Annotated in this window: 23 protein-coding genes; 8 read left to right on the top strand and 15 right to left on the bottom strand. The window is 67.1% G+C overall.

Annotation, left to right across the window (positions count from 1 at the left end):
• Positions 1-19 precede the first annotated feature (19 nt).
• Together ACFQRC_RS02360 and ACFQRC_RS02355 are read left to right on the top strand one after the other, a co-directional pair.
• On the top strand, positions 20-1126 hold the full coding sequence (locus ACFQRC_RS02360; protein ID WP_379957358.1) for a DUF2336 domain-containing protein: 1107 nt from the start codon (positions 20-22) through the stop codon (positions 1124-1126).
• Positions 1123-2517, top strand: a complete 1395-nt coding sequence (locus tag ACFQRC_RS02355; RefSeq protein WP_379957356.1) for an ATP-binding protein — start codon at positions 1123-1125, stop codon at positions 2515-2517. The genes ACFQRC_RS02360 and ACFQRC_RS02355 overlap by 4 nt, the downstream gene beginning before the upstream one ends.
• Before the next feature lie 20 nt (positions 2518-2537).
• Here ACFQRC_RS02355 and ACFQRC_RS02350 read toward each other — a convergent pair whose 3' ends face one another.
• Together ACFQRC_RS02350 and gltX are read right to left on the bottom strand one after the other, a co-directional pair.
• Positions 2538-3824 carry a citrate synthase gene (locus ACFQRC_RS02350; protein ID WP_379957354.1) on the bottom strand — a complete coding sequence of 429 codons (1287 nt, stop codon included), beginning with the start codon at positions 3822-3824 and terminating at the stop codon, positions 2538-2540.
• 1 nt (position 3825) lies between these two features.
• A complete protein-coding gene (gene gltX, locus ACFQRC_RS02345) occupies positions 3826-5262 on the bottom strand; it encodes a glutamate--tRNA ligase (RefSeq protein WP_379957352.1) in 1437 nt (478 codons plus the stop codon).
• Positions 5263-5369: 107 nt separating this feature from the next.
• On the opposite strand from gltX, the gene ACFQRC_RS02340 reads away from it, so the two are divergent.
• Entirely contained in the window at positions 5370-7445 is a 2076-nt protein-coding gene (locus ACFQRC_RS02340; RefSeq protein ID WP_379957350.1) for a ComEC/Rec2 family competence protein, read from the top strand.
• Positions 7446-7460: 15 nt separating this feature from the next.
• Here the strand turns inward: ACFQRC_RS02340 and ACFQRC_RS02335 are convergent, their stop codons facing one another.
• The 6 genes from ACFQRC_RS02335 to ACFQRC_RS02310 form a co-directional block, all read right to left on the bottom strand.
• A complete protein-coding gene (locus ACFQRC_RS02335) occupies positions 7461-8069 on the bottom strand; it encodes a hypothetical protein (RefSeq protein WP_379957348.1) in 609 nt (202 codons plus the stop codon).
• 306 nt (positions 8070-8375) lie between these two features.
• A complete protein-coding gene (locus tag ACFQRC_RS02330; protein ID WP_379957346.1) occupies positions 8376-8987 on the bottom strand; it encodes a hypothetical protein in 612 nt (203 codons plus the stop codon).
• Between the two features lie 309 nt (positions 8988-9296).
• Complete coding sequence (locus ACFQRC_RS02325) at positions 9297-9632, bottom strand: VOC family protein (RefSeq protein ID WP_379957344.1); 336 nt, start codon at positions 9630-9632, stop codon at positions 9297-9299.
• A 25-nt stretch (positions 9633-9657) separates the two neighbouring features.
• On the bottom strand, positions 9658-10305 hold the full coding sequence (gene lexA / locus ACFQRC_RS02320) for a transcriptional repressor LexA (protein ID WP_379957342.1): 648 nt from the start codon (positions 10303-10305) through the stop codon (positions 9658-9660).
• 54 nt (positions 10306-10359) lie between these two features.
• Positions 10360-10944: an anthranilate synthase component II gene (locus ACFQRC_RS02315; RefSeq protein WP_379957340.1), complete on the bottom strand. Its 585-nt coding sequence runs from the start codon at positions 10942-10944 to the stop codon at positions 10360-10362.
• Positions 10945-11019: 75 nt separating this feature from the next.
• Complete coding sequence (locus ACFQRC_RS02310) at positions 11020-12963, bottom strand: peptidyl-prolyl cis-trans isomerase (protein WP_379957338.1); 1944 nt, start codon at positions 12961-12963, stop codon at positions 11020-11022.
• 163 nt (positions 12964-13126) lie between these two features.
• Here ACFQRC_RS02310 and tpiA point away from each other — a divergent pair, with 163 nt between their 5' ends.
• From tpiA to ACFQRC_RS02290, 4 genes are all read left to right on the top strand, one after another.
• Positions 13127-13870 (top strand): triose-phosphate isomerase, encoded by a 744-nt coding sequence (gene tpiA / locus ACFQRC_RS02305; RefSeq protein WP_379957336.1) that lies wholly within the window; start codon positions 13127-13129, stop codon positions 13868-13870.
• Positions 13871-13998: 128 nt separating this feature from the next.
• Complete coding sequence (gene secG / locus ACFQRC_RS02300; protein ID WP_379957335.1) at positions 13999-14397, top strand: preprotein translocase subunit SecG; 399 nt, start codon at positions 13999-14001, stop codon at positions 14395-14397.
• 158 nt (positions 14398-14555) lie between these two features.
• Positions 14556-16187 carry a CTP synthase gene (locus tag ACFQRC_RS02295; protein WP_379957334.1) on the top strand — a complete coding sequence of 544 codons (1632 nt, stop codon included), beginning with the start codon at positions 14556-14558 and terminating at the stop codon, positions 16185-16187.
• 79 nt (positions 16188-16266) lie between these two features.
• A complete protein-coding gene (locus ACFQRC_RS02290; RefSeq protein ID WP_379957333.1) occupies positions 16267-16365 on the top strand; it encodes a hypothetical protein in 99 nt (32 codons plus the stop codon).
• Between the two features lie 678 nt (positions 16366-17043).
• Here the strand turns inward: ACFQRC_RS02290 and ACFQRC_RS02285 are convergent.
• The 7 genes from ACFQRC_RS02285 to ACFQRC_RS02255 form a co-directional block, all read right to left on the bottom strand.
• Complete coding sequence (locus ACFQRC_RS02285; protein WP_379957331.1) at positions 17044-17472, bottom strand: PIN domain-containing protein; 429 nt, start codon at positions 17470-17472, stop codon at positions 17044-17046.
• Positions 17451-17771, bottom strand: coding sequence for a ribbon-helix-helix protein, CopG family (locus tag ACFQRC_RS02280; RefSeq protein ID WP_379957329.1), 321 nt, complete (start codon positions 17769-17771; stop codon positions 17451-17453). The genes ACFQRC_RS02285 and ACFQRC_RS02280 overlap by 22 nt, the downstream gene beginning before the upstream one ends.
• Positions 17772-18168: 397 nt before the next feature.
• Positions 18169-19434, bottom strand: coding sequence for an HD-GYP domain-containing protein (locus ACFQRC_RS02275; protein WP_379957328.1), 1266 nt, complete (start codon positions 19432-19434; stop codon positions 18169-18171).
• Between the two features lie 195 nt (positions 19435-19629).
• Positions 19630-19839, bottom strand: coding sequence for a hypothetical protein (locus ACFQRC_RS02270; RefSeq protein ID WP_379957326.1), 210 nt, complete (start codon positions 19837-19839; stop codon positions 19630-19632).
• 270 nt (positions 19840-20109) lie between these two features.
• Entirely contained in the window at positions 20110-20373 is a 264-nt protein-coding gene (infA, locus tag ACFQRC_RS02265) for a translation initiation factor IF-1 (protein ID WP_379957324.1), read from the bottom strand.
• 52 nt (positions 20374-20425) lie between these two features.
• A complete protein-coding gene (locus tag ACFQRC_RS02260) occupies positions 20426-20635 on the bottom strand; it encodes a cold-shock protein (protein WP_379957322.1) in 210 nt (69 codons plus the stop codon).
• 183 nt (positions 20636-20818) lie between these two features.
• The gene (locus ACFQRC_RS02255) at positions 20819-21925 is read right to left on the bottom strand and encodes a sensor histidine kinase (RefSeq protein WP_379957320.1); all 1107 of its coding nucleotides are present in this window, start codon (positions 21923-21925) and stop codon (positions 20819-20821) included.
• A gap of 433 nt (positions 21926-22358) precedes the next feature.
• Here ACFQRC_RS02255 and proS point away from each other — a divergent pair, with 433 nt between their 5' ends.
• Positions 22359-23663 (top strand): proline--tRNA ligase, encoded by a 1305-nt coding sequence (gene proS, locus ACFQRC_RS02250; RefSeq protein ID WP_379957318.1) that lies wholly within the window; start codon positions 22359-22361, stop codon positions 23661-23663.
• Positions 23664-23733 lie beyond the last annotated feature (70 nt).

Here is a 23733-nt window from a genome sequence, read left to right as displayed (position 1 = left end):
TCTGCCCTATGCCCGGACTATGGCGGATCGACGGTCCAATGGGCGCAACGGGAATGGCGACGCCGCGCGGCTGCTGCTGGCGGCGGCGCGCGAGCGCTTTTCCGTGGCCGCGACCGATCTGCTGCTGCCCGAACAGTCCCGCCTCACCGAATGGCAGCGCCTCACCGCCGCGGCCCTGCTCGTCCGGCTGGTCCGCACCGTCGAGGATACGCTCCGCGCCCGCCTCGCCGGTCATTTCGCCGACCATGAGGGGCTCAGCGCCGCTTTCTCCTCCGCCCATGTGCCTATCGCCCAGCCGTTGCTCGAACGGGCGCAGGTGCTCCGCGACCCCGAACTCGGCACCGTGCTCGTCCGCCGGGTCGAGGAGCATCGCTTCTGGAAGGACAATGCCGAGGGCGACGACGGCACCGACGAATATCTCCTCGATCTGGTGCGCGACGACGACGATGCGGTCGCGGCCGAGGCCATGGCGCTGATGATCGCCCGCAGCCGCCGCTTCGACCAGTTCAACGAGCCCGTCATGGGCCGCACCGAGCTTGCCGCCGAAATCCAGCACCGCCTGGTCTGGATGATCGCCGCGGCGCTCCGCCAATATATGGTCCAGCAGCACGCGCTGCCTTCCGGCCGCGCCGACGCCGCCATCGCCGTCGCCGCCGGAGAGCTGATCGCCGGCTATGACGAGGGCGATAGCCTCGAGGCGTGCTGCATGCGCCTCGCGCGACGGCTCGACCGTTCCGATCGACTCGATGACGCGGTCCTGCGGCTCGTCCTGGACGACGGCCTGTTGCCTCTTTTCGTCGCCGCCATCGGCCTGCGCTGCGGGCTCGATTATTCGGCCGCGTGGGAAGTGTTGTCCGATCCGAGGGGGAGGGGCCCCGCTTTGTTGCTCCGCGCCGCCGGCGTCGAGCGCGACCATGCCGCCGCGATCCTGCTGGTGCTCAACGCGCGGGGCCGAATGTTCTCGGGCACAGAGGGCGACGCCGCCGCCGCCCAGCTCGACCTGTTCGACGCCAGCGACGAAGGCGCCGCCGCCGACATCCTCCGCCTCTGGCAGGTCGATCCGGGCTATCGCGCCGCCGTCGCCCGCCTCTCGACCCGCGCGCGCTTCGCGGCGGAAGCGGCATGAGCGCCCAGCTCCGTCCAGACACCTTGCTCGTCCACGGGCGGGTCGACCTCGAAGGACGGTTGGTCGAGGCGGAACCGGCCCTCGCCAGCCTTCATGAGCGCGCGGGCGGGCGGGAAGGGGGGATGCTCGCCATTCCCCAGATCGCCTCGCTCGCCCGCCTCTCGCGCCGCCTAGGCATCGTCATCTCCCGCGCCGTCATCGCCGCCGACGGACCGTCCGACCTCGATCTGTGGGTGCGGGCCGAGCCTTCCGAAACCGGCGTCGCCCTCGCCATCGGCGGCTGGACCGAGCGGCCCGCGCGCCGGCCGGCCGAGGCGTCCGAGGCCGAGCGCGAATCGGACTTCCTGCGCGCCTCGGCCGACTGGATGTGGGAGACCGACGAGGCCCTCCGCTTCACCGCTTTGTCGCCGGCCGCGGCCGCCGCCGTCGGCAAGCTGCCGGCCGAATTGATCGGCAAGCAGCTGACCCGCCTGTTCCGTTTCCAGGAAGGGGAGGACGGCGCGCTGCCGATCCTCACCGCTCTGGCCGAGCAGCGCCGCTTCGACGACCAGTTCGCCGAGCTCCGTTCGGGCAGCAAGGGCCGCTATCGCCTCGGCGGCGTGCCGCTGATCGACGGCGCCGGCCGCTTCGCCGGCTTTCGCGGCGCCGCGGCGAGCCTTCCCAGATGGCTGCCCGAGGCGGCCGCCAACGACGCCGCGCCTCCGCCCCCGCCGCTCAAGGATTCGCCGGCGTTCGGCGAGCGTCTCGACAAGGCGTTGCGCGTGCCCCTCGACCATATCATCGCCAATGCGGAGACGATCGGCGCCCAGCCGGACGGGCCGTTGCGCAGGGATTATGCCGGCTACGCCCACGACATCGCGACCGCCGGCCGCCATCTGCTCGCTTTGGTCGACGATCTGGTCGACCTGCAGGCGATCGAACGTCCCGAATTCGCCCCCGAGGCGGAAGCGATCGACCTCGCCGACGTCGCCCGCCGCGCCGCCGGCCTGCTCGCCGTCCGCGCCGCCGACCGAGGCGTCCGAATCGACCGGCCCGGCGACGACGAGACGCTCCCCGCCACCGGTGAATTCCGGCGCGTGCTCCAGATATTGATGAACCTCATCACCAACGCGATCCGCTATTCGCCCGAAGGCGCGCAGGTGTGGATCCGCACCGAACGCGAGGACGATCTCGCCTGCGTCATCGTCGCCGACCAGGGCAAGGGCATCGCGCCCGAGGACCAGGCACGCATCTTCGATAAGTTCGAGCGGATCGACCCGACCGAAGCCGGCGGCACCGGCCTCGGCCTCTACATCGCCCGCCGGCTGGCCCGCGTCATGGGCGGCGACATCGCCGTCGACAGCGCCCCGGGCCAGGGCGCGCGTTTCACCTTGACGCTGCCGCTCAGCTGAGCGCCAGCCGCCGCTTTGCTCTACCTCTTGTCGACCGGCACATAGTCCCGCTGCGTCGGGCCGGTGTAGAGCTGCCTCGGGCGGCCGATCTTCTGGTCGGGATCGGATATCATCTCATTCCACTGCGCCACCCAGCCGACGGTGCGGGCGAGGGCGAACAGAGCGGTGAACATCGAGGTCGGGAAGCCGATCGCCGACAGCACGACACCCGAATAGAAATCGACGTTGGGATAGAGCTTCTTCTCGATGAAATATTCGTCGTGGAGCGCGATCCGCTCCAGCTCCCGCGCGACGTCGAACACCGGATCGTCGATGTCGAGCTGGTCGAGCACGTCGGCGGCGATCTTCTGCATCACCTTCGCGCGCGGATCGTAATTCTTGTACACCCGGTGGCCGAAGCCCATCAGCCGGAACGGGTCTTCCTTGTCCTTGGCGCGGGCGATATATTCGGGGATGCGGTCCGGGGTGCCGATCTCGCGCAGCATGTTGAGCGCCGCCTCGTTGGCGCCGCCATGGGCCGGGCCCCATAGGCAGGCGATGCCGGCCGCGATGCAGGCGAACGGATTGGCGCCCGATGAGCCGGCGAGGCGCACGGTCGAGGTCGAGGCATTCTGCTCATGATCGGCGTGGAGGATGAAGATGGTCCGCATCGCCTGCTCGACGATCGGGTTCACCTCATAGGGCTCGGCCGGCACGCCGAACGTCATGCGCAGGAAGTTGCCGGTGTAGGACAGGTTGTTCTGCGGCAGCATGAACGGCTGCCCGATCGAATATTTATACGCCATCGCCGCGATCGTCGGCATCTTGGCGATCAGCCTGTGGCTGGCGATCATCCTCTGCTTGGGATCGGTGATGTCGGTCGAATCGTGGTAGAAAGCGGAGAGGGCGCCGACCACGCCGCACATGATCGCCATCGGATGTGCGTCGCGCCGGAACCCCCGGTAGAACTGGATCAGCTGCTCGTGCAGCATCGTATGACGGGTGATCGTGTAGGTGAACGTATCGAGCTCGTCCTTCTTGGGCAGCTCGCCGTGGATGAGCAGGTGGGCGACCTCCATGAACGTCGAATTTTCGGCGAGCTGGTCGATCGGGTAGCCGCGGTGGAGGAGGATGCCCTGATCGCCATCGATATAGGTGATCGCGCTCTCGCAGCTCGCCGTGGAGGTGAAGCCGGGATCGTAGGTGAACGCGCCGGTCTGGGCGTAGAGCTTGCGGATGTCGACGACGTCCGGACCCACCGATCCCGAGAGCAGGCCGTAATCGTAGCTCTTTTCGCCGAGGGTGAGGCTGGCTGTCTTGTCCGCCATGCTATTGCTCCTTGCTATTCATCTTGTCGGCTATGCGCGCCAGGCTCTCTTCACGGCCCAGCAACGCCAGCACATCGAAAATCCCCGGCGAGGTCGCCCGCCCGGTCAGCGCGGCGCGCAATGGCTGCGCCACCTGGCCGAGCTTGACGCCGGAATCCTCGGAGACCCCGCGCACGGCCCCCTCCGTCGCCTCCGCGGTCCACTCGGGAAGAGCGGCGAGGCGGGAGTGGACGAGGGCGAGCAGGTCCGAGGCCTGTCCCTCTAGCAACGCCGCGGCGCGTTCGTCCATGTCCAGCGGAACGGTTTTGAAAAGAAAGGCAGCGCCTTCGGCCATCTCGTCCAGATTCTTCGCGCGGGGCTTCAAGCCTTCCATCGCGCGGGTGAGCAGCCCGAGCTCCCGATCATCCAGCGGACGGCCGATCAGAGTCCCGACGCGCGGACCCACCAGCCCCGCCAGCCGTCCGTCGGACGCCTCCCGGATATAATGGCCGTTCAGATTCTCCAGCTTCTTCAGATCGAAGCGGGAAGGGGAACGGCCGACATGGTCGAGATCGAACCATTTGACCGCGTCGTCGCGGCTGATGATCTCCTCGTCGCCATGCCCCCAGCCGAGGCGCAGCAGATAGTTGGACAGCGCCTCGGGCAGCATGCCGAGCTCGTCGCGATAGCTCTCGACGCCGGTCGCGCCGTGGCGCTTCGACAGCTTGGCGCCGTCGGAGCCGTGGATCAGCGGGACATGGGCGTAGACCGGCTCGGGCCATCCCATCGCCTTGACGATGCCGAGCTGGCGGAAGGCGTTGTTGAGATGGTCGTCGCCCCTGATGACGTGGGTCACGCCCATGTCGTGATCGTCGACCACCACGGCCAGCATGTAGGTCGGCGTCCCGTCGGAGCGGAGCAGGACGAAATCGTCTATCTCTTCATTCTGGACGACGACCCGGCCCTGCACCTGGTCCTCGATCGCCGTCTCCCCCTCACGCGGGGCCTTCAGCCGGATGACGGAAGGCGCATCGGGCGTGGGTGCGTCGGGCGAGCAGTCGCGCCAGACGCTGTTCACCTTGAAGGGCCGCCGTTCCGCCTGCGCCGCCGCCCTTTGCTCCGCCAGCTCTTCCTGCGTCATGTAGCAGCGATAGGCCCGGCCCTTCGCCAGCAGCTCATTGGCGACCTCGGCATGACGCACGGCGAATTGCGACTGATAATATTCGTGCCCGTCCCAATCGAGGCCCAGCCAGCGCATGCCGTCGAGGATCGCGTCGATCGCGGCCTGGGTGGAGCGTGCCTGGTCGGTATCCTCGATCCGGAGCAGGAACCTGCCGCCGTGATGGCGCGCATAGAGCCAGTTGAACAAGGCGGTGCGGGCGCCGCCGATATGCAGGAAGCCGGTCGGCGAGGGCGCGAAGCGGGTGACGACCGGGCGGGATAAGCGGGTTGCGCTCAAGCGCGGATTCTCCAAGGATGCGGCTCATGCCGACGACAGACGCCAGCGCCCCTAGCATAGCGGATGAGCCGCTACAAACGGGGCGGACGGCGAATTGGAGCAGGGGCATGGCGCGCCTGGGCGAGCGGCTCGAGGCCCGCTTCGACGCCGAACGCGACCAGCTTCCGCTCTGGCTTCCGGTCGGCCTCGGCCTCGGCATCGGCGCCTGGTTCGCGCTGCCCGACGGCCGGGCGTGGATCGCCTTCCTGCTCGCCGCCGCCGCCGCCATGCTTGGCTTCCTCGCGCTCGGCGCCAGCACGCGCTGGGGCAGGGCGCTCGCCATCTTCTGCCTCGCCGCCGCCCTCGGCTGCGCCCATATCTGGTGGAAGGCGGAGCGGGTCGCGGCACCCACGCTCGAATATGCCCGGATGGCGGAGTTCACCGCCGCCATCGACTCCTTCCAGCGCCTGCCCGCGCGCGACTCCGTCCGGCTGGTCGTCCGGCCGCTAGACGCGCCTAATCTGCCGCCGAAGCTGCGCGTCAACATCGACGAGGAGGATGCTGTCCCGTCCCTCCAGCCCGGCGCCACCGTCCGCATCCGCGCGTGGATGATGCCGCCACCACCGATGGCCGTGCCCGGCGCCTATGATTTCGCTCGCCACGCCTGGTTCCAGCGGATCGGCGGCACCGGCCGCGCGCTCGAGGTGGAGCTTGTGGCCCCCGCCGGAGGCCAGGACTGGCGCGCCCGCATCGCCGGCTGGCGGCAGTCGCTCGCCGACCATATCCAGTCGCGCCTGTCGGGCGGGGAGGGCGGCATTGCCACCGCGCTTGCCACCGGCGACCAGGGCGCGATCTCGGAAGAGGATGCCGAGGCGATGCGCCGCTCCGGCCTCGCGCACCTCCTCTCGGTCAGTGGCCTTCACCTCACCGCCGTCGTCGGCGCGGTCATGCTGCTCACCCTCAAATTGCTCGCGCTCAGCCCCACGCTCGCCCTTCGCTGCCGCCTGACCCTCGTCGCGGCGGCGGCCGGCGCCGTCGCCGGCATCGCCTACACCCTCCTCACCGGCGCCGAGGTGCCGACCGTTCGCGCCTGCGTCGCGGCCTTGCTCATCCTTGCCGGCGTCGCGCTGGGCCGCGACGCCTTCACCATGCGCCTGCTCGCGGTCGGCGCGCTGATCGTGCTCCTGCTCTGGCCGGAATCGCTCGCCGGCCCGAGCTTCCAGCTGAGCTTCGCGGCGATCGCCTCGATCGTCGCCCTGCACGAGCATCCGCGCATCAAGGCGCTGCTCTCCCGCCGCGAGGAGGGTTTCGCGCAGAAATTCGGTCGCTTTCTCCTTGCGCTCATCCTCACCGGCCTCGCCGTGGAGATCGCGCTCGCGCCGATCGCGCTCTATCATTTCCACAAGGCGGGATTTTACGGCGCGCTCGCCAACATCGTCGCCATCCCGCTCACCACTTTCGTCGTGATGCCGCTGGAGGCGCTGGCCTTGCTGTTCGATCTCGCCGGTCTCGGCGCGCCCTTCTGGTGGCTGACGGGCCAGTCGCTGTCGCTCCTGCTCGGCCTCGCCCACGCGGTGGCGGAGACACCGGGCGCGGTGGCGCTGCTGCCGACCATGCCGACAGGGACCTTCGCTTTGGTCGTGGCGGGCGGCCTCTGGATTTGCTTGTGGAAGACACGCTGGCGCCGCTGGGGACTCGCGCCCGTCCTGCTGGGCGCCATCTGGGCGCTCTCGACGCCCGCGCCCGATATCGTCGTCACCGGCGACGGCCGCCACCTCGCCATCCGGACGGGCGAGGGCGGCTTCGCTTTGCTGCGCGACCGCGCCGGCGACTATGTCCGCGACATGCTGTCCGAAACCTCCGGCTATGAGGGCGATCTCGCCGCCATCCAGGATCTCCCCACCGCCGCCTGCAGCCGGGACATGTGTGCCGCCGACATCGTGCGCGACGGCCGCCGCTGGCGTGTGCTCGCCACCCGCAGCCGCCGCTTCGTCGACTTCGCTCCTTTGAGCCGCGCCTGCGCCTCCGCCGACATCGTCGTCAGCGACCGCACCCTACCGCGCACCTGCATTCCCCACTGGCTCAAGGCCGACCGCGCCTTTCTCCGGCACACCGGCGGTCTCGCCATTACCCTGGGCGACCAACCCCGCGTCGCCACCGTCACGGCGCGGGCGGGGCGGCATCCCTGGTCGGCAGGTGAATGATCGTCGGCGAGCCGCTTAGTCGCTAACGCAGCTGCCCCCCATGCATGCGCCTGAATTGCTTATGTCCCTGCGAAGCTGCTGCCTGTCATTATTATAGGCCTGCCATTCCGCCGCCGTCTTGCACATCTTCGTATATTTGAGGCGGCTCCCCACGACGGGCTCTCCTCGCTTGCAGGTGACCTCGTCCGGATTTTCCACCGCCGAGGCCAGTTCGGGTTCGCCGAGGCCGAAATGGAGGTCGCTGACGTACCAGCGCTCGCCTTCATTGTGCTGCAGCTTGAAGTCGCCTCTCGCGGCCCTGGCGACGACCACCTGTCCGACCAGCGTTTCCAGCGGGGCGCATTCCACCTCCCCGACGACCACCCTCTTCGCCCTGCCTTCGGCCTCCATCAGGATCGCATAAGGCACGGTGATGTCGAACCGGCGCTTGCTCTGCCCGTCGATCGAGCAGCGGCGGTCGGCGAAGATCTTTTCGACGCGGGTCGTCATCTCGGCATGGGGCAAGCTGCGCTCCAGCTTGATGAGGTTGGGAAAGTCCGCCGGGTCGAAGCGGCCGACATCGACGGGGACGCCCGGCGACGTGGAACTCAGCAGCGAGAAAATAGCGGTTGCCAGTATCGACATGATGAACTTTCCTCCCTTACTTCAACCTTTCCGGCGTCGATCATCTTTGTAATCGACCTCGTCGGGACCCGAACATTCAGGCGGCTTCGTCGAAAGGAAAGACATGGCTGCGAGCCTGAACCCCCCGTCGCGCGTCAATCGGGGTTCAGCCTATCAGCAATTCCATGGATCGTCCACAAAGCGCCGAGAGACCGCTCGAACGCGGGGTGCGGCCGATCACCGCCAGCGGCGCTGTCCCTCGGCCGGGCCGCTCTCACTTGGAGGGCAGTCGTCGCGAGAGTTGGCGACTGACCGCCGCCGACCGCGCTAGTCGCTGGTGCAGGACGGGTTCCCCAGACACGCGGCGTTGTTGCCGATGTCCCTGCGGAGCTGCTGCCGGTCATTATTATAGGCCTGCCATTCCGCCGCCGTCTTGCACATCCTGGTATATCTGAGGCGGCTCCCGAGCTGGGGTTCGCCCCTTTTGCAGGTGACCTGGTTTGGATCTTCGACCGCCGCGGCCAGCTCGGGTTCGCCCAGGCCGAAATGGAGATCACTCACATACCAGCGATCGCCTTCGCTGTGCTGCAGCTTGAAATCGCCCCTCGCGGCCCTGGCGACGACGACCTGCCCGACCAGCGTCTCCAGCGGGGCGCAGTCGACCTCTCCGACGACGACTCGTTTCGCCGTGCCTCCGGCTTCCATCAGGATTGCATAAGGCACGGTGATGTTGAACCGGAGCTTGCTCTGCCCGTCGATCGAACAGCGACGGTCGGCGAAGATTTTTTCGACGCGGCTCGTCATCTCCGCATGAGGCAAAGTGCGCTCCAGCTTGATGAGGTTGGGGAAGTCCGCCGGGTGGAAGCGGCCGACATCGACGGGGACGCCCGGCGATGTGGAACTCAGCAGCGAGAAAATAGCGGTGGCTAGTATCGACATGGTGCGCACTCCTCCCAGGCTTCACTCTTGCTCAGGACCGGCTTTGAAGGGTCATCCTCCAAATCGGTCGCCGGCCTCCGGCTCCAGGCGGTTTCAGGGGAAGTGGGAAGGCGGCATTCCCGCGACCATGATGATCCCCTTTCCGCGAACAAACCGGGCATGCAACCTACCAACAAAATCGGAGATCGTCCACGAAGGGCGGCGGACGCTACGGACTCGGGGCGCGGCGCGGCGGACAGGGCCTGATTCGGCCGTTATCTGCATCGGCCGATCCTCTGAAAGAGCGCGGGATGCGCGGGCGTTGTCCGGTCAGTCGCCCTTGACCGCGGCGAGTTCGTTGCCGTTGGGGTCGAGGAAATGGAAGCGCCGTCCGCCCGGAAAGGCGAAGATTGGACGAACCACGACGCCGCCGGCTTTGCTGACCGCCGCCAGCGCCGCCTCCAGATCCTCGACCTCGATGACCGCCAGCGGCGCCTTGCTCGCCTCGACCGCATCGCCCTGAAGGCCGATATCGGTATCGCCGGTCATCGTCGCGGCGTAGGTCGGGCCGAACTCCGTCAGCGCCCAGCCGAACGCGGCTTCGTAAAACGCCTTGGCCGCGCCGACGTCGCTCGCCGGCAACTCCACATAATTCAACCGCGCCATCCGGCTACTCCTCGATGCGGAAACTTCAATAACGCCGGAGCAGCCCCGACAACCTGCCCTGCACCACCACCTGCTCGGGCCGGTAGCGCTGGGGGTCATATTGGCGGTTGGCCGGATCGAGGCGGATCATCTGGCCTTCGCGGCGAAAGGTCTTCAAGGTCGCTTCGGCGTTGTCGATCAGGGCCACGACGATCTCGCCGTCACGGGCCGTGTCGGTCTTGCGGATGAGGGCGTAATCGCCGTCGAGAATGCCCTCCTCGACCATCGAATCGCCGGAGACCTCCAGCGCATAATGCTCGCCCGGTCCGAGCAGCGCGGCCGGAACGGCCAGGCTCTCATTGCCCTGCAGCGCCTCGATCGGCGTGCCGGCGGCGATCCGTCCGTGCAGCGGGAGCTCGACGATGTCGTTGGCCGCGGCGGGCAAAGCGGGAGCCTTCAAGGGAACGACGTTGCCGCCCTTGTCCGGCATCCTGAGCACTTCCAGCGCCCGCGCCCGGTTGGGCAGCCGGCGGATGAAGCCGCGTTCCTCCAGCGCCGAGATCAGCCGGTGCACGCCGGACTTGGATTTCAGGTCCAGCGCATCCTTCATCTCCTCGAAGGATGGGGACACCCCGGTCTCGCCGAGACGGTCGTGGATGAAGCAAAGAAGCTCATGTTGCTTGCGCGTCAGCATGTTCGGGCCCCTCGGGAACGTATGCGGAACGTGTAAGGAACAGCGCGAGGCGTGTCAATAGACCTCCCGTGGCGCCAATCGCAGGAAGTTTTCAAAGAGCCTGTGTCCCCATTCGCTGGCCACGCTTTCGGGATGGAACTGCACGCCATGGATCGGCAGGTCGCGATGACGCAGCCCTTGCACGGTCGCGTCCCCGGCGGTGGCGTTCACCGCGAGGCATTCCGGCAATCCCTGGGTCGCCACCGTCAGCGAATGGTAGCGGGTGGCGGTAAAGGGGGAGGGGAGATCCGCGAAGATACCGCTCCCGTCATGCTCGACCGAACAGGTCTTGCCGTGCATCGGCCGCTCTGCCCGCACGACATGGCCGCCGAAGTGGCGTGCGATCGCCTGATGACCCAGGCAGACGCCCAGCAGCGGCCGCCGCGCGCGGGCGCAAGCGGCGACCAGCTCGAGCGAGATTCCCGCTTCTTCGGGAGTCCCCGGCCCCGGCGAGATCAGGAATGCCTCAGCCTCGCTCGCCAGCGCGTCCGCCGCGCTCAATTCGTCGTTTCGCGCCACCTCGACCGCCGCTCCGAGCTCGCGGAGATAGTGGACGATGTTCCATGTGAAGCTGTCATAATTGTCGACGACGAGGATCATAATGCGGGACTTAGCAGCGGCGCGCGGCAGACTGAACCGCGCGTCCCGCATCGCCGCCCCGATCAGGTGACGTCCTTATTGCAAGCCCGGCCCCAGCAATTGCCCGCGCAGCGCGTTAATCGCGTCCTGGTTGCGCTCCACGTCCATGCCCCCCTCGACGGCGCGGCCGAACTGGTTCGCATATTCCTCGCCGAGTATGCCTTCGAACTGGGTGCGCGTCGCCTCGATGAGCCCGGGGGATTCGGCGGCGTTGCCGGGCACCGTCTCCTGCAGGTGGACGACGAACCAGCCTTGGCCGTTCGGCGCCTGGAGGATGCGGGCCTTGCCCTTGGGCAGGCTGAACATCATCGCCAGCGGCGGCGGAATGGGCTGATCCGGGCGCGCCACGTCGAGCCGACGCGCGGTCACCGTCTCGATCGCGGGGAGGGGGCGTTCCGCTTCGGCGAAGGCCTGGGCGGCGCTGGTGCCGGCGTTGATCTTGGCCACGATCGAGGTCGCCACCGCCTTGGCCCGGTCGAGCGCGCGGCGCTGGACGAGGTCGGCTTTCACCCGGTCCCCAACCTCGGCGAGCGGCGGCGCGGCGGCCGGCACGATGCGGGCGATGGCGAGGATGGCGAAGCGCTGGTTCGGCACCAAAGTCTCGACCAGCGGATCCTCGTCGGGCGCCATGTCGAACGCGGTCTCCAGCACCGGCTGCAGTTCGGGGGCCTTGAAATTGGGATCGTCGAACTGGATGCCGGAGCCCGTGATCGGCGGCGTCTCGCGGATGGTCAGGCCCTCGGCCTGGGCGACTTCCTGCATGGTCGCGCCTTCCGCCAGCGCATCCTCGATGCGGGTGACGAGCGCGCCCAGCGCTTCCTCGCTTTTGCGGGCGCCGATCTGCGCCGCGATTTCGTCGCGGACGGCGGAGAGCGGCGTCGCGGCGATGGTGGCGATGTCGTCGACGCGCACCACGTGCCAGCCGAGCGGCGACTGGGTCGGCGCCGTCACCGCGCCCTCGGCGGCGGCGAAGGCCGCATTGGCCACAGCCTCCGACGTCAGCTGCGCGAATTGCGCCTGGCTGCGCTCCCCGACCGCGGTGTCGGCGGCACTGAAACCGGCCTCGCTGGCGGCCGCGGCGAAGCTCGTCCCGGCCGCGACCTTCGCCGCCAGCGCCCGCGCCGCCGCCTGGTCCGGCAGGACCACCTGGCTCAGCGAGCGTGTCTCGCGCGCGCCATATCTGGCGGCATTGGCCTGGTAGAAGGCCGCGATCTCGGCGTCGGTCGGGGCCGCGGCGGCCGCGACCTTGTCGGCGCCGAATTCGGCGTAGCGCAGCACCCGCCGCTCGGGGATGGTGTAGCGGCCCTCATTCTCCTTGTAGAAAGCGGCGACTTCGGCGTCGGTGGGTTCGGTGCCGGCGCCCATCGCGGCGGCGGGGACGATGCCGACGCTGCCGCTGCGCCGCTCGAGCAGCAAGGAGGCATATTGCAGCGCCATCGCCTCTGGCACCTTGGGCGATCCGGCGACGGGCAGCAGCAGCTGGCGCGAAATGAGCGTGCCGGCAATCTCGTCGCGCAGCTGCTTCTCGCTGAGATTCTCCCTGGAGAGCGCGGCGCGGAAGGCGCCATCGTCGAACTGGCCGGCGAGATTCTGGAAGGCGGGGATGCTGGCGATCTCGCCGTCGACCATCCGCTTCGACGCGGTCAGCCCCTGCTCCCGGCCGAAGACGGTGAGGGCGGTGTTGGAGACGAGCTGGGTGACGATCTCGCCCAGCGCGCCGCTCCTCAGGAACGCGGCCATGTCGAGATCGGGCTGTTGCTGCCTGGCGTTGGCGAGCTGGCGGTCGACCTGGTCGCGGACCTGCGCCGATCCGATCGTCTCGCCTTCGACCTCGGCCAGCGTCTCGTCGCCCATCCCGCCCAGATCACCCAGTCCCATGCCGCCGGTGCCGAACCCGGTCACCACCATCGCGAACAAAGCGAGGCCGAGGAAGACGAGCAGGAACTTGGAGGAAGCGCCGCTACGAAAGATTTTCAGCATGGATGATCCGCGACAAGAGGAAGGATGGCCCCGAAGGCCGCTTTCCCGCTCCATAAGAGGCGAGGGGAGCGGCGGCAAGCTTGGCGCGGGGCCGCGCTGTTGCTAGGCCGGTTGGCCCTGCCGTGGCTTCACGAGGCAGAATCGGATCGAAAGGACTGCAAAAGTGCGTCGCAAGCTCGTCGTCGGCAATTGGAAGATGAACGGAAACCTCCACCAGCTCGCCGAGATCGCCGAGATCGCCGCCGCGGCCAAGGCGGCGGCCGGTGTCGACGTCGCGCTCTGCCCGCCTTTCACCCTGATCGCGCCCGCCGTCGCCCGCTCGAACGGCCTCGCCATCGGTGCGCAGGATGTCCACCCGGCCGAGAGTGGCGCCCATACCGGCGCGGTCTCCGCCGCGATGCTGAAGGAGGTCCACGCCCAGCTCGTCATCGTCGGCCATAGCGAGCGCCGCGCCGAAGCCGGCGAGACCGACGCCCAGGTCCGCGCCAAGGCGGAGGCGGCGCTGGCCCGCGGTCTTCAGACGATCGTCTGCGTCGGCGAAAGCGAGGCCGAGCGCGAGGCGGGCCGGCATGTCGACGTGGTGACCGGCCAGGTTAAGGGCTCGCTCCCCGACGACGGCCATGAAGGCGAGATGGTCGTCGCCTACGAACCGATCTGGGCGATCGGCACCGGCAAGGTCGCCACTCCGGCGGACGTCGCCGAGATGCACGCCGCCATCCGCGGAGCGTTGCGCGAGCGCCTGGGCGAGCGCGGCGGCCGCATCCGCATCCTCTATGGCGGCTCGGTCAAGGCCGACAATGCCGCCGAGCTGTTCGCGGTGCCCGACGTCGACGGCGCCCTCGTCGGCGGCGCCAGCCTCACCGCCGCGCAGTTCGTCCCCATCGTCGAGGCGGCCGCGCGGCATTGAACCCGGCGCCCGCTTCGACTAAGTCGCGGCTTGATTCACCGTCACCCCAGCGAAGGCTGGGGTCCCAGCGAGAGTTAGCACTGGGATGCCAGCCTCCGCTGGCATGACGAAAGCCTGGAAACGCCCGCATGTTCACTTTCTTCCTCATCATCCAGACGCTCGTCGCCGCGTCGCTCGTCACCGTCATCCTGATGCAGCGCTCGGAAGGCGGTGGCCTCGGCGTCGGCGGCAATTCGTCGGGCCTGATGTCGGCACGCGGCGCGGCCGATTTCCTGACCCGCGCCACCGCCGTCCTCGCGGCTTTGTTCGTCCTGCTCTCGATCGTGCTCGCCGGCCTCGCCACCGTCCAGACCTCCGCCGGCATCGATGCCAGCCTCGCCCGTCAGGGTGCCCCCGTCGCCCCGGCGCCCGCCGGCCAGGTCCCGCTCGCCACCGGCGACCCGCTCGCCGGCGTCGCCGCCCAGGCGGGGGACACGGCCGCTCCCGCCGCCAACACGGCCGAACCGGAAGTCCCGCTCGCGGAATAAGCGCGCGTCGCCCCAGCTCCAGCTGGGGCTCCGAGACGGGAAGTCTCGGCGTTTCCGAGAATTCCAGCCTTCGCCGGGATCGCGGGCGCATTTATTTCGCCTCAATCCGATTCTGCGGCTTGCCCTTTTCCCGCGCCACCGCTTAAGCCTTTCCTCCCATGGCGCGGTTCATTTTCATCACCGGCGGCGTGGTCTCCTCGCTCGGCAAAGGTCTCATGGCAGCCTCTCTGGCGGCCCTTCTCCAGGCGCGCGGCTACAAGGTCCGCATCAGGAAGTTCGACCCTTATCTCAACGTCGATCCGGGGACGATGTCGCCCTATCAGCATGGCGAGGTCTACGTCACCGACGACGGCGCCGAGACCGACCTCGACCTCGGCCATTACGAGCGCTTCACCGGCGTCCCCGCCCGCCAGTCCGATAATATCACCACCGGCCGCATCTACCGCGACATCATCGCCAAGGAGCGGCGCGGCGATTATCTCGGCGCCACCGTCCAGGTGATCCCGCACGTCACCAACGAGATCAAGGATTTCGCCCGCGCCGAACTGGGCGATCTCGATTTCCTGATCTGCGAGATCGGCGGCACCGTCGGCGACATCGAATCGCTCCCCTTCATCGAGGCGATCCGGCAGCTCAGGAACGATCTGGGGCGCGAGAACACCGTCTCGATCCACACCACCCTCATCCCCTACATCGCCGCCGCCGGCGAATTGAAGACCAAGCCGACCCAGCACAGCGTCCGCGACCTGACCAGCCTCGGCATCCAGCCGGACGTCCTGCTCTGCCGCGTCGATCGCCCGCTCCCCGATACCGAGCGCGCCAAGATCGCCCAATTCTGCAACGTCAGGAAAGAGGCGGTCATCCCCGCATTGGACGCGAAGAGCATTTATTCCGTCCCCATGCAGTATCACCGCGAAGGCCTCGATTTCGAGGTCCTGCGCGCCTTCGGCATCCACGACGCGCCCGCGCCCGATCTCTCCCGCTGGGAGGACATCATGGACCGCCAGGAGCATTTCGAGGGCGAGGTAACGATCGGCGTGGTCGGCAAATATGTCGGGCTTCCGGACGCTTATAAGAGCCTCACCGAGGCGCTGATCCACGGCGGCATGGCCAACCGGGTCAAGGTCCGCATCAACTGGCTCGACGCCGAACTCTTCTCCGAGAACGGCGACGACGTCGCGCCGATGCTGGAGCCGGTCCACGGCATCCTCGTCCCGGGCGGCTTCGGCGAGCGCGGCAGCGAGGGCAAGATCGCCAGCGTCCGCTTCGCCCGCGAGCGCAACGTCCCCTTCTTCGGCATCTGCCTCGGCATGCAGATGGCCTGCATCGAGGCGGCGCGCACCGCCGGCCTCGAAAAGGCCAGCACCACCGAATTCGGCGAGACGGAGGAGCCGGTCGTCGGCCTCATCACCGAATGGATGGGCCCTGAGGGCCTGCAACGAAGGGCGGCCGGGGGTGAGCTGGGCGGCACCATGCGCCTCGGCGCCTATGACGCGACCCTAAGCCCCAACAGCCACGTCGCCACCATCTACGGCAGCAAGGCGATCAGCGAACGCCACCGCCACCGCTACGAAGTCAACGCGCATTACGTGCCGAAGCTGGAGGAGGGGGGCCTGATCTTCTCCGGCATGAGCCCCGATGGCGCCCTGCCGGAAATCGTGGAGCGGCCGGACCATCCCTGGTTCGTGGGTGTGCAGTTCCATCCGGAGCTGAAGTCGAAGCCCTTCGAGCCGCATCCGCTGTTCGCCAGTTTTATCGAAGCGGCGGTGAAGCAGAGTCGTTTGGTCTAGGGGTGAAACTGGACGCCTACAAAATTCCGATTGTCCTGAGCGGCACCGAGCGTAGCCGAGGCGCCAGTCGAAGGAGGGCGTGCAGTTCCATCCGGAGCTCAAGAGCAAGCCCTTCGAGCCACATCCGTTGTTCGCCAGTTTTATCGAAGCGGCGGTGAAGCAGAGCAGGTTGGTCTAAGAAAGCAATTCTTTGCAGCATTGCGCCCCTTGATCTCGTAACCTGCGAGATGCCATCAATGCTCTGCTGGGTGAATGGAGAGCTATGTGGCAGCGCGTGTGAAGTTGAACTGGAAGTTCATCGAATTCCGAGGCGCGGGGGTGTCTAGTTGGCGCGCCCTGAAGAAGGCGGTTGACCTTGATGGCCACAAGGGACTTCTAACCGATCGAGCGGTGTACATTATCGGGGTACGCCGACCATTTTCATTTGCCTACGGCGACCGTCACTCTCCTGTTGCGTACATCGGCAAAGGGCAGGCGCAGAGGCGCATCACATCTCATCTAAGAAGCTGGATTCCTGAACTTGCGAAAAAAATACCTGATCTTCGAATAAGGATATACTACTGCGAACCAAAAGTCCGTTGGCATGGGACGAATTGCGAAGGCGTTGAGGCCGACCTAATCGCTAAGTTTATTGAGCGGTACGGAAGGAGGCCATTAAGAAACCGTAACACGCCTACCGATGAGTACGAGCGGATTTATACAAATAAGGAGCTCGACGTACTTCATCCAGGAAAAGGTGGGGGGTTTCACTGGGCACTGTCGCCACTTCCGTCATCGCACTTTTACCGCGCCGTCTAGCTGAAATCTTGGGGACGCTTGGAGGTTAGGGGGGACACAGCACCTGTTCGCTGCTCCTTTACCGAAACGGATTGGCGATTCGCATCCCGTCCACGATCCGCCCGTCGTCCATATCCTCGGTCCACAGCACATCGCAGCCCTGCGCGCGCGCCGCGGCGACGATCATGCTGTCCCAGAAGCTGAAGCGGTGGCGGCGCTGGACTTCGAAGCCGAGATCGAGCAGCTTGAGCGTCGTCTCCTGCACCGAAAAGCGCCGCCATCGCTCCACGAAGCCCCTGGCCAGGTCCGGCGACAGCGGGTTGGGGCGGCTCCGCCTCGTCGCCTGGTGATAGAATTCCTGCAGAACCTGCATCGACACGGCAACGTCGCCGCCATCGATCAGCCGCCACGCCCTCTCGCGTTTCGCCGCCTCTTCCGGCAGGTTGCCGACGGCGTAGATCAGAACGTTCGTGTCGAGGAAGCCGGTCAAGACCGCCGCTCGCGCCATTCCTTCCGCTCGCGGGCACGGTCGTGCACCTCTTCACGGGTGAGGCGGTCGCTGGCGCGGAAAGGAGGAAGCTCTTTCAGCTTCTCCCTCAACTCCAGTTCCTCCCTGTGCAGCCGCTCGAATTCGGTTTCGCCGGAGCCAAGCTCCTCGAGCGCCTCGCGCACCAGGGCCGAAAGCGAACGCCCCGCCTGGGCCGCCTTCACACGCGCGGCCCGGTAGGTGGCATCGTCCAGTGAAACTGTGACATTCTTCATGGTTTCACAGTAGCAGAGAGAGGCCGGGGCTTCAAGACGCGCCAAACCTCAGACGCGAGGAGCTTGGAAAAGCTTCCGGCGAAAATCGAGAATGAAACTTGCCCCCGGCAACCCTCATTTTCGATTTTCCTACACCCACCCCCGATCGGTCATAGACTTGCAATGGCCGAGTCGCTCCCGCCACCGACTGTCTCCAGGCTGTTCCAGTCCGCGCCCGCCGCTGCGGGCAGACCGCCGCGATTCCATGTCACTTTTGTGCCAGTCGTGCCGGTCATCCCTCCACCCGCGCCGGATGTCTCGGGGCGGGCATCGGCCAAGGGAAAGGGAAGCAAACGCGGTTCCCTTCACGGCCCGCGCCACACGCCGCGCCCGGCCGGTGCAACCGGAAGCCCATGGCACGTGTAAACTTCGTCAACTTCGCGCACCCGCCGCCTGCACCGGGTCACGCCGCGCGCTTCGCCTTCTGGCCCTGGAGGATGGTCAGCGCATAATTGTCCCAGTCGGGCAGGCCCCAGCGGCCGGGCTCCTCGCGGGCGACGATCCGGTCCGGCTCGGGCACTTGCGCCAGGTCCACTTCCTCGACCGGCACGTGCGTGCGTTGCCGAATGGAATAGAAGATGCGGACGAGGGGCCGGGTCAGCTGGTCCCGGCGCTGGGCCGCGACGCAGCCGAGCATGCGCGATTCGAGGCGCACCAGGCTCCCCACCGGATAGATGCCGATGCTCTTGATGAAGCCGGCGAGCAGGCTCTCGTCGAACCGGCCCTTGAGTTTGTACATTTCGGCCACCGCCTCGGCCGGGCCGTAGGCCGGGCGGTGCGGGCGGACGGAGACGAGCGCGTCATAGGTGTCGCAGAGCGCGGCCATGCGCGCGAACAGGCTGATCTCGTCGCCCTTCAGGCCGTGGGGATAGCCGCTGCCGTCATGCCGCTCGTGATGGTGGAGGCAGACGTCGGCGACGATCTTGGACAGGTCGCCCGACGCCTTGACCGCATCCGCGCCAAGCTTCGGGTGGCGGCGCATCTCCGCCCAATCCTCGGGCGCATAATCTCCCCTTTTGCCGAGGAGCTCCGGCGGGAGCAGCGCCTTGCCCACGTCCATGAACAGCCCGGCCGTGCCCGCCTGCTTGATATATTCGGGCGGCAGCTGGAGCTGGCGCGCGAGGTTGATCATCAGCGCGCTGACCGCGACCGAGTGCATATAGGTATATTCGTCGAGGGTGCGGACGCGGGCGAGGGTGATCAAGGCGTCCGAATTGCGCGCGACCGATTCGGCGATGCCGCCGACGACGGGGGCGGCGTCCTCGACCGCCGAGGCGTCGCCGCTGCGCACCCGGGCGAAGAGCTCGCCGACCGCGGCCTTGCAATCCTCCAGCACCGTCTGGGCGGCATGATATTCATTGGGAAGCGAGGCGCGGCGCGGCCTGGGCGGCGCGGCCGGAGATGTCTCCGCGGGCGCTTCGGAGGACAGCTCCTCGAACAGCCTTCGCCTGGGCGTCGGCTCCTGTGGCGTCAGGTGGGCGAGGGCAGGGGCGAGGCTCTTGACCTCGTCCACCCACACGCATTCGATGTCGCTGCCTTGCAGCGCGCGCAGATCCTCCTCCTCGGCGAGCAGGAATTTGGATTTCCAGAACGGATGGTCGAACCAGGAACCTTCGAGCGACTGGACGAACATTCCCAGCCGCAGATCCGCCTTGCTCACGCGAAGCATGAAATTCCCCCTCCCGGCACTTGCCCCGGTAGCTAGTCTGCCAGACGCGCGGTTGGGAAATCCTTAAGGCGGAGAGCGGTTTCGCGAGAGTCCGAGCAAGCCGGAACAGGCTCCGCTCGAAATGCCGGCACTCGTCGCCCCGCCGCGGCGACATGCGGCGCGCGCGCGGGTTGGATCGTTACGAAGAAGGTCGGCTTATTTGAGCGCGAACTGGCCTGCCTCGGCCCCGAAATGCTCCTTGGCGTGCGTGCGCGCCGCCGTCGCCGTCTTGAAGGTCTCGTCCTGCAAAGTGGCGGTGACGAGGGGGTAGCCCTGGCTGTTGTAGCGGGTCTCGCGCACGGTGATGCGGAAATGGCCTTCCTCGTCCTTGGCGATCAGGAAGGGACGGACGGGAATTCTCGACATGTCTGGGTCTCCAGATAAAAGCCCTCCCCGCGAACGGGAAGGGCCGGTGGGTATCAGCCGATCATGCCGGCGACGATGCGCCGCAACTCGCGATCGGAAAGAAGAGGCGAGCAGCGCTTGGCAGCAGGCCGGCTCGATAGAATTCCCGATGGGTGGAGAGCCGAAGCCCCCGCAAAAGCCAAAGAGAGTTTGGGTCGAATGTTATCGATAGTCTGTACGTTCATTTCATTCCTTGGGCGGCGCATGGCCGCCTTGTCGTTACTGTCGGCGCTAACGCCGGAAGCCGCTCCGCCTCGGGCCGGGGCCCTGGCCGGGGGTCTTCTCCCGGAAGACGATTCGCCCCTTGGTGAGGTCGTAGGGCGTCATCTCCACATGGACCCGGTCGCCGACCACGGAGCGGATGCGGAATTTGCGCATCTTGCCGGCGGTGTAGGCGATGATCCGGTGCTCGTTGTCGAGCGTCACGCCGAAGCGCCCGTCCGGCAGGATCTCGTCGATCAGCCCTTCCATCGTGAGCAGCGCTTCCTTGGCCATATTTTCTCTTTCTCGTGGGGCCGCGGTGGGCCGCTTTCCAATCGGGTCGGGCTCAGCCCGCCGGCTGGAGGTTGATGGCGGATATCTTGCCGTTGGCGCCGGTCTCCAGGTCGTAGCTGATGCGCTCGTCCTTGTTGAGCCCGGGCAGGCCGGCGGCTTCGACCGCGGTGACGTGGACGAACGCGTCGGCGCCGCCATCGTCGTTGGAGATGAAGCCGTAGCCCCGGTCGTAGTTGAAGAATTTGACGGTGCCTGAGGGCATTTTGTCCCGTCCTTTCATTTCAAAATGGTTGTCCGCGCGCAACGTGCGCCGCGTGAGCCATGAAGCGAGTAAGGGAAGGATAGGCCGAAAGGCGTCAAATTCCGCCGCAGGCGACGTTAGCCAGCCCGATATAGGCGAATGGCGGCCGATTTACAATGCGGCCGGGCGACGGGCCCAGCCGGATCAGCTATCTCCGGCGGCGGCGTCCGCGAAGGGCAGGCGGATGACGGCGCTGTAGCCGCCGGGAATGGCGCCGGTCTCGAGCCCAGCGCGATTGCCGTAGCCGATCGCGAGGCGCTGGCGGATGTTGGACAGGCCAATGCCGCGACGGTCCAGTCCCCCCTCGTCGGATTCCTCTCCGGCACGGCCGGGCTCGGCTTGGTTCACCACGCTCAGCACGAGCATATCGCCTTCCTTCGCCGCGCTGATCCGGATCGTGGCGCGGCCGCGCGCGGCCGACACGCCGTGCTTGATCGCATTCTCGACCAGCGGCTGAAGGATGAAATTGGGCACCTGCGCTCGCATCGCCTCGTCCGGCACGTCGATATCCACCTCCAGCCGGTCGCCGAACCGCGCCCCCTCGATGCCGAGATAGGCGTCGATCGTATCGATCTCATCGGCCAGCGCCACGTCTGCCATCGGATCGGAGGCGAGGGATGCGCGGAGGAAATCGCAAAGCTGGCCGATCATCGCCTCCGCTTCCGCCTTGCGGTCGAGGGCGACGAGACTCGACACGGAGTTCATCGCGTTGAACAGGAAATGCGGGTTGAGCTGAAGCCGGAGGGCGGCCGCCTCGGCGCGATGGCTGGAAGCCTCGAAGGCGCTGGCGCGGGCGGCGCTCGCCTGGGCGGCATTGCTCACGCCGGCGGCCCAGAGGAGGGTGAGGGCAAGACAGAAGGTCCACAAATAGAGGAGTCCGACGGTGAAAACGCGCTGGCTGCCCAGGTTCAGCGCCCATTCCTGCCAGTCCGGAGCGACGGTCAGCGCCAGCCATTTGAGCCAGTGGAGGTCGACCGCCGTATGCACCGCGGTCGCGGCGATGATGGCCATGCCCATCAGCAGCCAGCGGGAGAGGGGCGGAGAATCGTGGAGCCGGAGCCGCGTCCGGTCGAGCAGCAGGGTCAGGCCGACGCCGACCGCGAACAAGGGTATCGAGCTGAGAAGGTTCGTCCCCGGCGACGACCGACCCAGCAGCACGGCGAAAATTTCGACCAGCAAATAGCCGAAACCCCAGATCACCAGCACCGGCCGCAACGCCGCGCTGCCGAGGATTCGCCGCAGATTTCTCATCACCCCTCCCCGACGGCCCGAACGGAGGCATAGCGCCTCGCATGGCGGCGGCGAAAGAGATTCGAACGATAAGCGGAACGAGGGGCCGGAAATAGCAAGTGCCCGGATCCTGTGGACCCGGGCACCCGCGTGACGGTTTCCCGCCAACCCCCTTGTAGAATGCCCGGCCCGCGCACTTCCTCACCTCGCCTGAGGAAGCGGGGCCGAAGCCTCCCCGAACCAAGGCCTTAGCCGCAGCTCGTGGTCCGGATGCTAGGGAAGGCGGTTGGCCTTGTCACCGGCAAATACGGTATCGCGGGGCATTTGCGATGGCCCTGTGTCGGCTATGCAACAGCGATACCGGTATGAGCGCAGGCCGGGCGGTTGCCTTGGACGGGGTGCGCCCCTAGAGGCTGAGCGACCCTCGCTTCTTGTCCGGACCAGCCCCCCGCTTATGCGCCTCTCCCGCTATTTCCTCCCCGTCACCAAGGAAACGCCCGCCGACGCCCAGATCGTCAGCCACAAGCTGATGCTCCGCGCCGGCCTCGTCCGCCAGACCGCCGCCGGCATCTACGCCTGGCTGCCGCTCGGCCTCAAGGTGCTGAACCGTATCGAGGCGATCGTCCGCGAGGAGCAGGACAGAGCCGGCGCGATCGAGCTTTTGATGCCGACCATCCAGTCGGCCGACCTGTGGCGCCAGTCCGGCCGCTACGACGCATACGGCCCGGAGATGCTGCGCATCAAGGACCGGCACGATCGGGACATGCTCTACGGCCCGACCAACGAAGAGATGATCACCTTGCTCTTCAAGGACGCGGCGAAGAGCTACCGCGACCTGCCGCGCACCCTCTACCATATCCAGTGGAAGTTCCGCGACGAGGTCCGCCCGCGTTTCGGCGTGATGCGCGGCCGCGAGTTCCTGATGAAGGACGCCTACAGCTTCGACCTCGACGAGGAGGGGCTGAGGAAGAGCTATGAGGCGATGTTCGTCGCCTATCTTCGCACCTTCGCCCGGCTCGGCCTTCAGGCGGTTCCCGTCCGCGCTCCCACCGGCCCCATTGGCGGCGACCTCAGCCACGAATTCCACATACTGGCGGACACGGGCGAGAGCGCGCTCTTCTACGACGCCGCCATCGAGGAGGTAACGCGCGACGAGCTGCTCGCCGCCGACGCTTCGACCATCACGCGCCTGACCGATCTCTATGCGATGGAGGAGGAAGAGCACGCCAAGGTCGAGGCCTGCCCGGTCCCGGCCGAACGCCTCCGGAGCCGTCGCGGCATCGAGGTGGGGCACATCTTCGCCTTCGGCACCAAGTACAGCGCGTCGATGGGCCTGTCGGTCCAGACGAAGGAGGGCGGGCAGGTACACCCGCATATGGGCAGCTACGGCGTCGGCGTCTCCCGCCTGATGGGCGCGATCATCGAGGCGAGCCATGACGAGAGCGGCATAATCTGGCCCGAAAGCGTCGCGCCCTACAAGGTCGGCCTCATCAACATGCGCGCCGACGATGCGGCCTGCGCCGAGGCTGCCGACCGCCTCTACGGCCAACTCCAGAATGCCGGTATCGACACCCTCTACGACGACCGCGACGAACGCGGCGGCGCCAAGTTCGCGACCATGGACGTGATCGGGCTTCCCTGGCAGGTGATCGTCGGCCCCAAGGGACTGGAGAAGGGTGTCGTCGAGCTCAAGAACCGCGCCACCGGCGAGCGCGAAGAGCTGTCGATGGAGAGCGCGCTGGCGAGGCTGGCGGGATGAGGGTCGGACGGATGCGCCAATCCCGTCATTCCAGCGCAAGCTGGAATCTCTCTTCTTCCGCAGCAAGGCA

The organism is Enterovirga sp. GCM10030262 (genome assembly GCF_042666435.1).
GTDB lineage: Bacteria > Pseudomonadota > Alphaproteobacteria > Sphingomonadales > Sphingomonadaceae > Allosphingosinicella.
Note: the sequence above shows the minus strand (reverse complement) of the source record. Positions and strands in the feature narration are given on the sequence as shown.